Origin of the sequence: Dyadobacter sp. Leaf189, assembly GCF_001424405.1 — a bacterium.
GTDB lineage: Bacteria > Bacteroidota > Bacteroidia > Cytophagales > Spirosomataceae > Dyadobacter.
Genome location: NZ_LMPS01000001.1, coordinates 1820633 through 1835952 on the forward strand (window position 1 = coordinate 1820633; position 15320 = coordinate 1835952).

Below are 15320 nucleotides of genomic sequence, written 5' to 3' on the forward strand. Positions count from 1 at the left end.
TATAAAAAGCTTGAAAATTTATGTAGTTAAAGTAACTTATATATCTACTTCTTTCTGATATTGCGCAGGAAAACTTAATAAAAGTTAAAAGTTTCCAGGATCAATATAAAATTCCTGTAAAACTAAATTTTTAGTTGTAAAGTTATTGCGCTTTGTATATTATTGCATTATTGTCGTTCATCAGTTACAAACTCTCACTTAACCTTGCCACCTAGCCTTGAAAAAAACCTTACTTCTGTCCTTTTTGTGCCTGATGATTTCGGTCGCACACGCGCAGACCTCGGGACGTTTTACATTGAAGGGAGTTACGGTTGATACCTCCGGTGTCCCGCTTCCCGAATCCACTGTTATGCTGCTTGCGCCTAAGGATTCGACGCTCGTCAACTTCGCAAGAACCGCCAAAGACGGTACATTCGAATTTAAGAATGTGAAGAGAATGCCTTACCTGATCAAGATCACGTACGTGGGCTACTTGCCTTACCAGCAGGAGATTAAGCCGAAGGATGATGATGTAACGGATCTCGGCAAGATCAAGATGACCTTTATGGATCAGGTACTTTACGATGTGGTCATCAAAGCATTCCGCGCGCCGCTCAGTATCCGGGGCGATACGATCGAATATGATCCCAAGGCATTTAAAGTACAGCCGGGCGCTTCCGTGGAAGATCTGATCAGGCGGCTTCCGGGGTTACAGGTAGACCAGGATGGTACGATCAAGGCGCAGGGTGAAACCGTCAAACGTGTAACGGTAGACGGTAAGCGGTTTTTTGGCGATGATACCAAGGCGGCAACCAAGAATTTACCCGCAGAAGCTATTTCCAAAGTCCAGGTTTTTAATGAAAAAACGGAGCAATCGCGCATTACGGGCGTTGATGACGGTAAACACGAGAAAACGCTCAACCTGCAACTGAAAGACAGCCACAAAAAAGGCGGATTCGGTAAAGCCACGCTCGCTGCGGGTACCGACAAGCGGCTCGAAGGGAAGGTTAACTACAACAGATTCAATGAGAAGAACCAGTTTTCAATCATTGGTCTCGGCAATAACACCAACCAGGGCGGTATGTCGTGGGACGATTACCAGGATTTCAAAGGAAGTCAGTCTTTCAACTGGGGCGACGATGGCGACTTTGGCTTCGGTGGTGGAGTGCGTTATATTTCGTTCGGCGGCGACGATGAGGAAAGTCTGACGATACAAGCGGGCCGGGGCGCTCAAAACCGTGGTTTTAACAAGAACTGGGCCGGCGGGGCGAACTACAATTTCGATACAAAAAAGACCAAGTTCAATACCAGCTACTATTATAACCAGACAACACAGGACCTGGACGCAACTTCAAGGCAGACCAACTTCCTGACCAACTCTGCATTCACGAAGCTAGATACCAACAACAGGTTGAATTTCAATGAAAACCACCGCGGTAGTCTTCGTTACGAAAAAACCATTGACTCCCTGAACACGCTGATTGTACTTTCCAACATGCGGATCGGAAGCGGAACTGCGGATTATTTAAGTCACCAGGAGTTTTACCGGGGAGTGCAGGATACCACGCAGCTTTCCAACACCAGCGACCAGCGCAACTATTCGGATTTTAACTCATTTGCATTGGGTAATACGGCCATTTTCCGGCATAAGTTCAAGAAAAAGGGCAGGAACTTTGCGGTCAGTCTGGCTTACAATGTGAATAATTCAAATGGAACTATCAATCAGCGCTCAACCAACCGTTTTGTCAGAACATCCCAGGCCGAGCCGGACAGTATCCTCAATATCAACCAGGAAAATTTTACCAAGAGCTTGCGTAACCAGTTCAAAGGCAGCTTGCTGTTCATTGAGCCGATTTCAAAGAAGTTTGTACTTGAATCTTTCTACAATTACAGTTTGAAGAGCGATGATGTGGATCGCGATGTTTACGACGTCAGAGAAGGTGGGCGGACGATGAACAATAACCTGAGCCGCTATTATAACAACCGTTCTACATTCAACAGGGTAGGGACTTCACTGCGGTACTCGCATAATGGACTTAACATCTCGGCAGGCGCAGGTGCACAGCAAATCCACCTTGACGGGAAATTCGCAGTTGACCAGAATGATCCTACCAGAACGAGGATCGACCGGAAGTTCTTCAACTTTGTACCCAGCGTTTCCCTCAATTTCGATCTTAAAAGGAACAGGTACTTGTATGGAGGGTATAGCGTGGGAGTGAGCGAGCCTAATATCCGCGATTTGCAGCCGATCGTTGATAACAGCAATCCGCTGTATATCAGGGTAGGTAACCCGAACCTGGTTCCTACTGTGAACCATTCGGTGAACCTGGGCTATAACTACTTCAATCCCGGCAGTTTTGTCCAGATGTTCTTCGGCGCTTATTACAATTACTATGATAACCAGGTAATTTACAGCCAGTTTGTTGATGAAAATCTGGTAACTACCACAATGGCGACGAACATCAGCGGGGGAAATAACCTGAGCGCGTACGCCAACTATGGTTTCCCGATTGTTAAAACGAAGAGCAACTTCAATATCAATGCATCTTACAACCTTGGCCGTAACCTGACCAACATCAACGGCGAACTGAATGAGACAAAGAGCAATGGATACAACTGGGGTGCAAGGCTGGATTACACTCCCGGCGATAACTTCACGATTTACACCAATGCGAACTGGAACATTACAGACACGAAGTATTCGATCAGTTCAGGACAAAATCAGAAGATTATCAACTCCAATTATGGCGCTGAGATGAATTTCAAAATGCCGAAGGATATTTACTTCAACAGCCGCTTTTCATACAGCAGTTATGTAAATGATCGTTTTGGGTTTAACCAGAAGATGCCGATCCTGAATGTGTCCGTTTATAAAACAATGCTGAAAAGCAAAAAAGGAGAAATCAGACTTTCGGCCTTTGACTTATTCAACAAAAATCGCGGTATTTCGCAGTCGGCTTACCAGAACTTCGTGTCGCAGGAGCAAGTGCGTACATTGGCGCGGTACTTCATGCTGAGCTTTACCTATAACATGCGCGGGGTAGGTCACACGGTTAAAAGAAAAGGTTACGGATACTAATCACAATTCAATTCAGAAGCTATGAAAAAATTACTTGCCTGCTTCCTTCTCCTGGGCTGCTTACCTGTTTTCGCCCAGACTGACGGATTGGCGGTGACCTATGAACGGACATTCTACTGGTCGAGACTGTACGATAAGCTGACCTTCCTGTCGGAAGAGGAGCGGAGCAGAATGAAAACTTCGTGGGGTGCAAATGACGATGGTGATAAGAGTAAAGGACAGCTTTTTATCACCAACAGCCAGAGCAAATATGTTGATCTCGAACCGGAGGTGGACGGAGGATACAGGTGGCGGCAGAGTGAATACATGATTTTCCGGGACTTTGACAAGGGTACCAAAATGGAACTTGAAGAATTTTCCGGCAAAAACTACATTATCGAGGATTCGCTGCCTGCACCCAAATGGAAGGTGATGAACAAGATCAAGGAGATAAGTGGCTATATGTGCATGATGGCGGTTTCAGAGGACACGATCAAGGGACAGAAGATCACTGCCTGGTTTGCAAATGATCTTGCCTACAACGGAGGTCCGGAACGTTACTATGGCTTACCCGGCCTTATCCTGGAAGTGGATGTGAACGACGGCGAGCTGATCCTGGCTGCGGTGAAGGTGGAGAAAAAGCCGGTAGCGGAAAATCTGGTGCTCTCGAAAAAGATGAAAGGCAAGAAGCTGACAAATGCGGAATACGAGAAATTGATCACGACCCATATACGTGACAGTATCAAATCGCGACGAAATCCATATTGGTCATTCCGATATTAGAAGATTATTAGAATTGCCGTTATTTGCTTAGTACATATTAAAAAGGGGAAATTGTCAAGGACAATTTCCCCTTTTTTTATAATTTTGCACTTTGAAAACCGCGTCCCCGGTCTACTGGCTCGATATTTTTACTATCAGTGCAGTTGTATCATGTTTAACTTAACAGTGTTTAATTAATTTAATAACCCTTGATGATTATGAAAAATACGCTTTTAGCCGTTGCAATGCTTTTTGTACTCGGTTCCTGCGCTAGCAAAAAGAAGTTGCTTACTGCCCAGAAGCAAGCAAATGAAATCCAGATTCAACTGGATAAAGCAAGAGCTGACTTGAATGATTGTGACAGCAGAACTGCTGGTTTGAATAATGATTTAAAGGCTAAGAATGACGAGCTTACCAGCAAAAATGCTAAAATGAAAGAGCTGGAAGAGCAGGTAGAATTCTTGAAAAAGAACAACAACAACTTGCTTGATCGTATGTCTGATCTTTCTGTGATCAGCAAGGAAGGTTCTGAGAGCATTAAGAAGTCACTTGCTATGATGGACGCACAAGGCGCACAGATCCGTGACCTGAATTCAAGCATTCAGAAAAAGGATTCTTTGAATATGGCGCTGGTGCTTAACCTGAAACGTTCATTGGCTGACGTGAGCGATGAAGATGTTCAGATTGAAGTGAAGAAAGGCGTAGTATACGTTTCTTTGTCTGACAAAATGCTTTTCCGCTCAGGAAGTTCGGTTATCAACTCACAGGCTGAGAGCGTGTTGAGCAAGGTCGCTAAGATCCTGAACGACTACAAAGAAATCGAAATCCTGATTGAAGGTCACACGGATAATGTACCTATCGCGACTGACAAAGTTGCAGATAACTGGGATCTGAGCGTTTTGCGTGCTACTGCTGTTGCGCGTACGTTACAGAAGAAATACGGAGTTGAGCCTGTTCGTATGATCGCTGGTGGTCGTGGCGAATATTTACCCAAAGTGGCAAATGATTCTGCTCCAAACCGCAGCCTGAACCGCCGGACTGAAATTATCATCACTCCGAAACTGGATCAGTTCTTCAACCTTTACACACCTAATGCAGGTAAATAAGGTCTGATTAATTTTTTAGAGGCCCGCAGGATTGATCCTGCGGGCTTTTTTTATTTATATTGGTCCAAACAAAATGAACGATGTCCCAGGCTGTACCCGGTAAAGAAACGATAGAAGCAGCGCACCAGCTGATAGCGCCTTATATTCATCACACGCCCGTGCTAACCTCGCAGTTTCTCGATGAACAGAGCGGCGCGCAGCTGTTTTTTAAATGCGAAAACCTGCAAAAGGTCGGTGCATTCAAGGCGAGAGGAGGATTGAATGCAATGCTCTCGCTGCCTTCTGAACAACTGACCAATGGTGTTACAACGCACTCGTCGGGAAACCACGCGCAGGCGATTGCATTCGCCGCCGCGAAAGTTGGTGCGAAGGCTTACATTGTTATGCCTGAAAATTCACCCCGGGTAAAGATCAGTGCGGTTGAAAGTTATGGTGCCGAGATCACATTTTGTGTGAACACACCGGAAGCCAGGCAGACAGCAGTGGATGAAATTATCACCCGGACCGGCTCCGCATTCATTCACCCTTTCAACAACTACGAGGTAATCGCCGGACAGGCTACCGCGGCAAAGGAACTGATGGAGCAGGCTGGTGAGCCGCTCGACTTGCTTATCGCACCGGTAGGTGGGGGAGGGTTACTGAGCGGAACTGCATTGGCCGCCCATTATTTCTCACCGGAAACGAAAGTATACGCAGGAGAGCCGGAAGGCGCAGCCGACGCCGTACTTTCTTTCCGAAGCGACAAAATAGAAAAAGCGCCGTATGTGAAGACAATCGCCGACGGATTGCTTACATACCTTGGAGACAAGACATTCCCGATTATCAAACAGCATGTAAGCGACATCTGGCTGGTCTCTGATGAGGAAATTATCGCGGCAATGCGGTATTTGTGGGAGCGGATGAAGCTGGTCGTGGAGCCTTCCGGCGCGGTAGCCCTGGCGGCCGTGTTGAAAAACAGGGAACTGGTGAAAGGCAGGCGCGTTGGCATTATTTTGACTGGTGGAAATGTGGACCTGGGCAGACTGCCTTTTTAACCGGCAGTAGAATTGCAGAAAAAGGGAATTTTCATAAAGAACAATATGCGCTTCCGAGAAAAAGACCGTTATAGAGGAAATATTTATATTTTAGAATTTTCAAAACCGGTAATTATTTACACCTAACATTAAGTTATGAAAAAGCTGATTTTTTGCTGTCTCGTTGTGTTAATGGGCGCTTGCAAGGATGATAAGGAAGTGGTAGAACCAGAAACTGACTTTGCTCCTGATTTTAACGGTACCTATGTGACAACAACGGTAACATCATCGCAGGTAAGCAACATGGAATGGGTGGTAACCAATAATGCCAAGAACCAGCTGGCCATTGTATTCAAGAGGGATACCGAGATTTCAGCCGCCGGAACAACAGTATCGCTTTTACAAACCTACAAGCTGATCAATGTAAAAACTACCGGTAAAGACGCGATCGAGTTGAGTGAAAGTGTTGATGTGGAACAAAGCAATGGAAAGCCTCTGAAACAAAAAGTGGAAGGGACCGGCACCAGGATCATAAATGGAAACGGCAAGCAGCAGATTAACATTACGCTGAAATTGACAGACTCCGCCACTGGAGCTGCAACTGAGGAATATCTGGAATTCAAGAAGAAGTAATACAGCATTAAACAAAAACAGCGGCTGTCACATCTTGTGACAGCCGCTGTTGCGTAAAGGCATCTTGTTAGCAATAATAAGGTGCTTTTATATGACTGAGCGTATCTTTTCATTTAAAATGATAAAGGGAAAAGTTACACTGAGCACAGCGCATGTAAGCACAAAAGCAATCAGCCAAAGCAGCGCGAGGGTTAATTTTACAACTACGATCATTTCCGTCTTATTTTATTGAATAGATCGTTTTCAGGCTGTTTTGGTTGCAATTGCCGGCTGCTTTTCAGCTACTTTTTATCTTCCGCAAATCCCGTTGAAATCGCAATAAACACAAGTATTCAGATCGTCCGTTTTGCGGAATGGAATATCGGGATCGAGCATTACATTCAGGATATCTGTAAGGATCACTTCTGATTTTTCGATGAATGCACCGGGCGCCAGTTCGTCGGTTAGTTCGAGCGGGTTCGAGATCTGGTTTTTAGGATCGCGGAAAGAATAAAAGCCGGATTTGACTGCATATTCGCCGAAGTTGAAGGTATTGTCTTTGAGCTTCAAACCCTTTTCGTCCAGCATTTTCCGGTACATCAGGTACTCGTACATCCACAGCTGGCGCACGTATCCCATTTTCCTGTCCGGGTCAGTCCGGATCACTTCTTCCCTGCGCACCGGGTCTACAAGCTTTTGCTTGCCTGCGAGTTCCACGCTGCCCGTCTTATAGTCCATTACATACAGCGTTCTTTCCGCTTCGTCCAGCTCAATGCGGTCGATCTTGCCGCCAAGTCGCACAGGTGTGTACGATCCTTGCAGGATCAGGTCAATTCTGGTGTTCAATGGTTGCTCAGCCGCGAGTATCCTTCGGCGGGGCTTTTGCTGCATCTGGTTTTGCAGGAAAACGAGGATTTGCTGCTCTCCAATCTGATAGTATATCCTGTTTAAACCTAAATCAGTCACATAACCCTTGAAAAGCCGATCGAATTCTTCGCGCAGCACAGTCCTGATCTCTGCTTCGGAAGGATCTCTGGATTCCAGAAAAAATTCCAGGTCCATTCGTTCCAGCGACGCGTGCAGCCAGGTACCGATCTTGTCCATTCCCAACTCTTCTTCCACCTCCTCTTTCTCCTTCACGCCGACAATGTGTTTGAGATAAAACTGCATCGGGCAACGTATGAATTCGTTGAGGTGCGTGGGATAAATGCCTTTATTGGCCAGATAGCTGCGGATTGTGGCGAGCATTACTTCGTCCTTCTGAACCGCTTCTTCCAAATCGTGCTGCTGTTTTCCTTCAAAAACAACCGATTTGTGCGTAATGTGAATGCGGGGGTTAAATTGAGCCAGTTCAAATTCCAGCTGCTGGATAAACCGGCTTTTTTCCCCGCCACCCGGCGCATCGTTGGTGCTGGTATAAAGCAGGTGTACCTCCGAAGCACGTTGCAGCAGCCGGTAGAAGTGGTATGACATCACCGCTTCCTGGTGCAAATGCGTTGGTAATCCCACTGCCTGCGCAGCGTCGAAAGGAATAAGTGAATTCTGTCGTTTGGCTTGCGGTAAAATACCTTCATTCAGCGAAAGAATGATGATCCTTTCGAAGTCGAGCGCCCGCGTTTCAAGCATTCCCATGATCTGCAAGTTACTTACAGGCTCGCCGCTAAATGGAATGCGCGTTTGTCTGATCAGCTCGAACATGAACGAGCGCATTGTTCTCAGCGTGATCAGCTCTGCTTTCTCTTCGATCGTTTGTTCAAATTGTTTGAGCAGCGTATAAAAAAGATACAGGTACTCGGTTTCAAGCGCGTTTTTATAGTCTTTATAAACCTCCCGGAGCAACTCGATCAGCTGGTAAAAAGTATCCAGAACCTGCTTGGGATTGTTCTTCTGCCAATGCGTGAACAATGCACGGAATAACGGGTGGTTTTCTCCCAAAGCAAGCAGTTCTTCCGAGCTGAGAAAAACCTGGTTGTTGGAAGTAATTTCAAATAAAGTACGCTGAATGATCGTCTGCCCGTCGCTGAGTGGCTGCAAAGCAACGTATTCATAATGTCGGATAAACGGGTGGTTCAGTACCTTATCGATTGATTTGTGTCCGAACTTGGGATAGCGGACAGTCCGGCCTGCTTTATTTCTGAATTCGACCACATTCTGCTGCAAGTCAAAAATGCTGTCGACCAATGTATATAAAAGAGAGTTCCGCATGGAAAGTCCCATTGTGACATTGAGATCGTGGACTTCCTCATCCAGCGAATAGAGCATCGGAAGCAGCAGGTTTTCATCTGCCAGCACAATGGCCGTCGGAATGCGGGCTGCATCCGTTTCTGCCTTCATGGTTTCGTAAAGCTGTCCCGCGACTTTGGTCTGCAGTGCCCCATTGGGTACGCCGTAAACGGTGATCTGCTTGGCGGTCGACAACAGATCGTTGCTTGTCCAGTTCCATTCACCAAATGCGCCGCTTTGCTGGTAATCCCGCAGGCTCTTTCCTGCTTCCACCGCCTTGTTCTCCGACATATAGTAGCGGTCGCTATCCCAGAAAACCTCGGCTTTCTGCGCCTTGATCAGGGTAGTAACGATCACCCGCTCCGACTCGGTGAATGCATTAAATCCGGCGAAATAGATCTTATCGTAATCCGTGCGCTGCTCTGCCAGATCCGAAACAGACTCGGCCAGTTGCCTGTACGCCATTCCCCGGTAAGCTTTCCCCTTTTGTTCCAGCTTGCTCCGGAAGAGCTCATACAACGTTTTTATGTTTTCAAACAATGAAAAATATTGCTTCTGCCCGCCTTCTGTGTGAAGTGTTTTACCTGCGGGAAGATTTTCCTGCCACCGGCTGATGGCGTGCGCTTCCGAGAGGTAATCGAACAGGAAATCTGTTTTGACAAGGTACTGGTCAATTTTATCAAGATCATTCAGCAATACAGCAGCCCAGCCCATAAATCGCTCGAACTGCACATTGGGATCTATCTCCCGGAAAGTTTCATATAGATCAAAAAGCAGGTGTACTGGATCTTCGATTTCCAGCGTGCACATACTTTCCACGAAATCGTCAACCGCAATCACCGACGGGCTCATGATCGGTAATGTCGTCTCAATGGCAAGCTCCTGCATCAGGAAAAAAGCAGCCCTCCGCGTAGGTACCACGATCTGAATCCTTTCAAGGGAAGGGTGATTATCGAGAATTCGCTTTGCAACGAGGTTCAGAAAGGATTGCATAGTATTTGGTGATGAAGAGAATCAAACAATGCGATCTCCGTTTCGATTCAGGGTGATTTTAATCAAACAACGGCCAGTTGACCCCGAATGAGAATGCGCGGGCCAGCCCCAGGTAAGTAGGGGTAACGAAATAGCCTTCCGGGAACAAGCCCAGCGACCCGCCCTGGTTCAGGTAGGCCATTTTGAAAAACAGCCTGACCCGCTTGATACGTACATTGGCAAATGCATCAACTACGGAATTCTGGTTCAGCCGGTCTCCGTTTTGCAAATGGAATTGCTGTGTTACGGGCATATAAGCATCAGCCAGGTAAGCCGACCGGTAGCGTGCCGCAAGTCCAAGCTGAATGAACAATACTTTTGCATAAGTGAAGTCAAATGTGACCTCGCCGCTTGCAAAAACCGACGGAACGCGGAGTACGTCCGTATTATCATTTAAAGTCAGGAAACTCATCGCCGCGAAGTTCCAGCGACCCAGGTGAATGCCCGAGTTGAAGCCAAGCCGCAGCAGGCGGAAGCCCGAGTTGAGCTGCCGGGGCATTGCAAGGGTATCGTAGTAAATGTAATCGTTGATCTGGTGGATCTGGATTTCAGGGACAAACTCAATCTTTTTGGTTTTGAGGGGCAGCGAGGCGTAAATAGTCTGCACTTTGGTCGGATCAAAGTTATTTCTCCATTCAAAATGGTTGCTGATGTACCTCTCAGTCAGCAGGTCAGGAGCTGTTTGAATACTTTGAAATCCGGCTTTGCCCCATTTGGTATTCAGCTCGCCTTTTAACCTGTACTCCACGTTTTTGGCCAGGTTAAGGTCAGCTTCTGCGGTCAGGTAATTGCTTGAATCTTTGAGGTAATAGCCCAGCCACGCGCCAATGATGTTGTCAAACCGTAATCCGGTACGGTAACTGGTTGAAGCGTCGCCCACGTCATTGGCGAGCTGACTAACCGCCCGCATTCCGTAAAAACGCTGCCTGATATAAGCACGGTAATTGAAACCAGAATAGAAGCCTTTGATGCCGACTTTGTTGTCGAACAATTTGTAATAAATATCCTGTCTCGTTTTTAGAGAGTCAAATCTGAAATCCGGGTAAATGTTCCGTTCAAGTCCGCGCTGAATCGACAGGTCGGTGTACCGGTTGATCGTACTTTGAAAATCCGCCTGCTGAAACAGCTGGAATCCATTGGCGAGCCTGTATTGCTGGTAAATGTGAAATACGTGCCGGCGCTCCCAGGAGTTGGCGTCGTCGCTGATCTTGGCGGCCCCGTCGTAGGAATACTTTTGTTCCACGTTGTCGATCAGATTGGGGATAATGCCGCCCTGCTCGCGCACTTTCTGGTTCATGTGGCGGTAATGCGCCAGGATGAGGTATTTTTTGTTTTTGGAAAAATAGCTGGTGTGCAGAAGCAGCGTCCAGTTTTGTCCGAGTAAAGCCTGCGAGTTGACAGTTTGCGCAAATCCGTATTGTTTGTTGGATGTAAAACGCTGCCCCCGGATACCAAAGTTGAAGCGCGGGTTCACATTCTGTGTGTAAGCGAATGTTCCCATGGAGGTTTTCCGCCCGCCGGAAAGAAAGTCCAGCTCCGTGTGTTGCGACCTCGTATCGACATATTGAACTTCATCCTGCTTGATCGCATAGGCATCGTAGGCGCGAAGCCCGAGCTGAGCGCCGATATCCTCCCGCGGCTGGAAAAACAGGTTTCGGGTAGCAGTAACTGCATTGCCCAGGTCTACCAGCTTGCCCCAGGCTTTGTCCATTGGGAGCCAGCGGTGGAAATTGGTAAGGTTGGTATCAACGCGATAGCGCACCGAATCGCGGTTATTCAGGATATCATTTTCGTAAAAATGCAGGGTTGTATGCGGACCGTAGACGTTTTTGGTACTGTCATCGAGAATCTGCGTACCTCCCTGGCCTCCGCCGCCGCCTCTGCTGCCCCCGCCTGTACCGCCGGGCATTTGCATGCCGCCGGGCAGTCTTACCTGCGCGCTGGCTTTTGGAATGACAATAAAACCTATCAAAAACCACAGTGTGGAATAAAAAACAATTCTCATAGAGGAAACTATCGTGCTGTGCTGGTTTGCAGGGCTTCGACGCGGGTGGTAAACCATTGAACAAAGCGGGTGTTGTCAGTCCCGAAATTGACAGTAACAGGAATATAGGCAAATCGGTCAGCACATCCCAACTGCCTGACCAGCGGCTTCAATTTGACCATATCTTTTTCGGTTGTCAATACAAAAGTATCGTTTTTTAGGTACTTAATCAGACCTTCCACCTCAGCCAGCGTGTAATTATGATGATCCGGAAAGCTAACTGTGTCTAGAACGGTAAAATGGATGTCTATATATCGGATGAATGGGGTTGGATCAGCTATTCCGGCTACGATTTTAACATTCTTTAACTGCACAGCGGCTCCATTGAAGTCTGTGGGCGCAGCGTAATCCGTGAAGGAGAAGAATACCGGCTTCTCTTTTCCCGCATAATGCGCAATTTCCCTGCTGATCTGCTCTTTGGCGAAGTTGTCCAGCTCGACGGGGCATTTTGTTACGATGACCACGTCAGCGCGTTTGGCACCGTCCCGGTTTTCACGCAGCCTTCCCGCGGGGAATGGGTGATCTTTGTAAAATGGCCGGTTGAAATCGTTCAGGAGTATATTGATATCCCGCCGGATTGCGCGGTGCTGAAAAGCGTCGTCAAGAAGTATAAGTCGCGTTTCAGGGTAGAGCTCGGCTAGTCTGGCGGCGCCTGCTGTGCGGTTTTCGCTTACGGCGACCACAACTCCCTTATTACTAAACTTTTGAAAAAACTGCAGCGGTTCATCGCCGATGTCAGCAGCTGTGGACTGGTGGCTGGCCAGAACAAAGCCGCGCGTTTGTCTTCCGTAGCCGCGGCTCAGAATGGCGGGTGGGGGAGAGAGGGCGAGTACATTAGTCAGGTATTCAGTGACAGGTGTTTTTCCCGTGCCGCCCACAGTCAGGTTACCGATTGATATGATGATCTGAGATGCTTTGTTTGACCGGAACCACCCGAGATCGTACAGCAGGTTACGTACGCGGGTGACCAATCCGTACACCCACGAAAAGGGAATTAGCGCCACTTTTAACCACTGGTGATCTTTCATATAAGCTGCATAATTACATATTTTTTGCCTAATATTGTTGCCCTTTTGATACCTGACACCACGTTCCCATGCCCTTAAAAATTGTGTACAGACCCTGTACGCTTCATTTTCGTAAAGAAGCTGGCACCTCGCGTGGGGTTCTTACACAAAAGACTTCCTGGATTCTGCAGGTAACAGATTCTGAACAGCCGGGGCTTGCCGGCTACGGAGAATGCGGCCCGCTTCCGGGATTATCCGTCGACGATCTTCCTGACTTTGAACCACAGCTCCGCGCCGTTTGCGACCTGTTCAATGAACTTGATCTTGACGTCTTTCCATTCAACCTCGGCATTATCCTCGACCAGGTTGTTCCGCAGCACCTGCCTTCCATTCGTTTCGGAGTTGAAAGTGCGTTGCTGGACATTATGAAAGGCGGCAACCGCAAACCATTCAGGAATACTTTTTCGGAAGGAAAAACAGGCGTGCTGATGAACGGGCTGATCTGGATGGGCTCTTATGAAAATATGCTCGAACAGGTGGAAGAAAAGCTCGCGCAAGGCTTTACTACCCTAAAAATGAAAGTCGGCGCCATTGATTTTGATAAAGAATGCCGCATTCTTGAAACAGTGCGGAGCAAGTACAACAAGGAGCAGATCACGTTGCGTGTAGATGCAAACGGTGCTTTTTCACCTGCCGATGTGCATCAAAAACTGAATGCGCTCGCCGCATTTGACCTGCACTCGATAGAACAACCCGTCAAAGCCGGGCAGCATGAATTGATGGCTGCATTGTGCCAGTCTTCGCCTGTGCCAGTAGCGCTCGACGAGGAGCTGATAGGAGTGTTTGATTACCGTGACAAATTCGCACTGCTCAAAAAGCTCGCTCCTCCATTTATCATATTAAAACCGACGCTGCTGGGTGGTTTCCGGCATACAAGCGAATGGATAGAAATTGCGAACCGGCTTCAAATCGGCTGGTGGATCACTTCGGCACTGGAATCGAATATCGGATTAAATGCGATCGCGCAGTATACAGCCGCATTTGATAACCCGCTTCCGCAGGGATTGGGTACCGGGCAGCTTTTTGTTAACAATTTCGATTCGCCGCTGGAAGTCAGGAATGGGTACCTGCATTATAATGCGGAAAAAAGCTGGTCGCTGCCCGATTTCGCAAACGCCGGTTAATTAACCCAGTTCACGCCTTTTCTTAGCAATTTCAAAGTCTCAGCTTCCCGTGAGCCGGCTTCGGGGGTAAAGTTGTACTCCCAATTTGCCTGTGGGGGTAAGCTCATTAGTATTGATTCGGTGCGTCCATTTGTTTCCAGACCGAACTTGGTACCTCTGTCCCACACCAGGTTAAACTCCACATAGCGGCCACGCCGCAGATACTGCCACTGTTTTTCATGTTCCGTAAATGGATCATTCCTGTGCTTTTCCATTAAAGCGGTATAAACAGGCGCAAAGTTTTCGCCAACTTCTTTGACGAATGCAAAAAGCGCTTCTTTCGATAATCCTTGCCCTTTACCTTCTTCATCCGGTTTCAGGTAGTCGAAGAAAATGCCGCCGACGCCCCGGGTCTCTGATCTGTGCGGGATATAAAAGTAATCGTCAGCCCAGGTGCTGAACTCGGGATAAAAAGCCTCGTGGTGTTTGTCACAGGCTGCTTTTAAAGTTTGATGGAAAAAACGCGCATCTTCTTGCACCACATAGTGCGGGGTAAGGTCGATGCCGCCGCCAAACCAGCAGGTACCATTGCTGAGCTCGAAATAGCGGACGTTCATGTGTATAATAGGAACGTGCGGGTTGTGGGGATGCATGACAATGGAAACGCCCGTGGCAGTAAAATGGAAATCGTCGCCGGGGTTCAGGTTCATTTGCTGGCGCAACCTCGGATGTACCTCGCCTTTGACACTCGAAAAATTAACCCCGCCTTTTTCAATCACATTCCCATTCTGGATCAGCCGCGTTCTTCCGCCACCGCCTGAGTGATGCTCCCACAGATCTTCCTGAAACCGGGCAACACCATCGGTACCTTCCAGCGCGCTGCAAATGCGATCCTGTAAATCCTTAAAAAACGCTTCTATTTCTTCAACTCTCATAATTTTCACTTGATATCCAGCCGGCAAAAGTACGATAAAAGTGAAAGGGAAGATAGTTAATAAAGCAGAGAGGTTGACACGCGTTACGTAACGTGTTACATTTGTAAATGATCAGAAGCATCGTCAGCAAACCCCTCAGATTGTTTTATCAAAAAGGTGACAGCTCTAAATTACCGGCTTCACAATTAGGTAAGATCAGCCTTGTATTAACATTGCTTGATGCTGCAAGTATTCCGGAAGAAATGGATTTTCCAGGTTCAGGATTACACAAGCTATCAGGTGAACTAAAAGATTTCTGGGCTGTTAAGATCAATGCGAATTATCGAATTATTTTCAGGTTTGAGGGAAAAGATGTGACAGATGTGGATTATCTGGACTATCATTAA

At 47.4% G+C, this 15320-nt stretch carries 11 protein-coding genes; 7 read left to right on the forward strand and 4 right to left on the reverse strand.

What is annotated here, in order from left to right:
* The first annotated feature begins 217 nt into the window (after positions 1–217).
* The 5 genes from ASG33_RS07665 (at position 218) to ASG33_RS07685 (ending at position 6551) form a co-directional block, all read left to right on the forward strand.
* Positions 218–3058, forward strand: coding sequence for an outer membrane beta-barrel family protein (locus ASG33_RS07665; RefSeq protein WP_056282108.1), 2841 nt, complete (start codon positions 218–220; stop codon positions 3056–3058).
* Between the two features lie 21 nt (positions 3059–3079).
* Positions 3080–3820 (forward strand): GLPGLI family protein, encoded by a 741-nt coding sequence (locus ASG33_RS07670; RefSeq protein ID WP_056282111.1) that lies wholly within the window; start codon positions 3080–3082, stop codon positions 3818–3820.
* 197 nt (positions 3821–4017) lie between these two features.
* On the forward strand, positions 4018–4905 hold the full coding sequence (locus ASG33_RS07675) for an OmpA family protein (protein ID WP_056283446.1): 888 nt from the start codon (positions 4018–4020) through the stop codon (positions 4903–4905).
* Positions 4906–4985: 80 nt separating this feature from the next.
* Entirely contained in the window at positions 4986–5939 is a 954-nt protein-coding gene (locus tag ASG33_RS07680) for a threonine/serine dehydratase (RefSeq protein WP_056282116.1), read from the forward strand.
* Positions 5940–6074: 135 nt separating this feature from the next.
* Positions 6075–6551: a hypothetical protein gene (locus ASG33_RS07685; RefSeq protein WP_056282120.1), complete on the forward strand. Its 477-nt coding sequence runs from the start codon at positions 6075–6077 to the stop codon at positions 6549–6551.
* Positions 6552–6839: 288 nt separating this feature from the next.
* On the opposite strand, the gene ASG33_RS07690 is transcribed toward ASG33_RS07685, so the two are convergent.
* The 3 genes from ASG33_RS07690 to lpxK are packed head-to-tail and all read right to left on the reverse strand — an operon-like array spanning position 6840 to position 12857.
* Positions 6840–9746, reverse strand: a complete 2907-nt coding sequence (locus ASG33_RS07690; RefSeq protein ID WP_056282123.1) for a PD-(D/E)XK nuclease family protein — start codon at positions 9744–9746, stop codon at positions 6840–6842.
* Positions 9747–9804: 58 nt separating this feature from the next.
* Positions 9805–11790 (reverse strand): putative porin, encoded by a 1986-nt coding sequence (locus ASG33_RS07695; protein WP_082489107.1) that lies wholly within the window; start codon positions 11788–11790, stop codon positions 9805–9807.
* Positions 11791–11798: 8 nt separating this feature from the next.
* Entirely contained in the window at positions 11799–12857 is a 1059-nt protein-coding gene (gene lpxK, locus ASG33_RS07700) for a tetraacyldisaccharide 4'-kinase (protein WP_056282124.1), read from the reverse strand.
* Between the two features lie 68 nt (positions 12858–12925).
* Between lpxK and ASG33_RS07705 the strand changes: the two genes are divergently transcribed.
* Complete coding sequence (locus ASG33_RS07705; protein ID WP_056282127.1) at positions 12926–14020, forward strand: o-succinylbenzoate synthase; 1095 nt, start codon at positions 12926–12928, stop codon at positions 14018–14020.
* Here ASG33_RS07705 and hemF read toward each other — a convergent pair.
* Complete coding sequence (gene hemF, locus ASG33_RS07710) at positions 14017–14934, reverse strand: oxygen-dependent coproporphyrinogen oxidase (RefSeq protein WP_056282130.1); 918 nt, start codon at positions 14932–14934, stop codon at positions 14017–14019. The two genes, ASG33_RS07705 and hemF, sit on opposite strands and share 4 nt — an antisense overlap.
* A 107-nt stretch (positions 14935–15041) precedes the next feature.
* Here hemF and ASG33_RS07715 point away from each other — a divergent pair, with 107 nt between their 5' ends.
* Positions 15042–15320, forward strand: coding sequence for a type II toxin-antitoxin system RelE/ParE family toxin (locus ASG33_RS07715; RefSeq protein ID WP_056282133.1), 279 nt, complete (start codon positions 15042–15044; stop codon positions 15318–15320).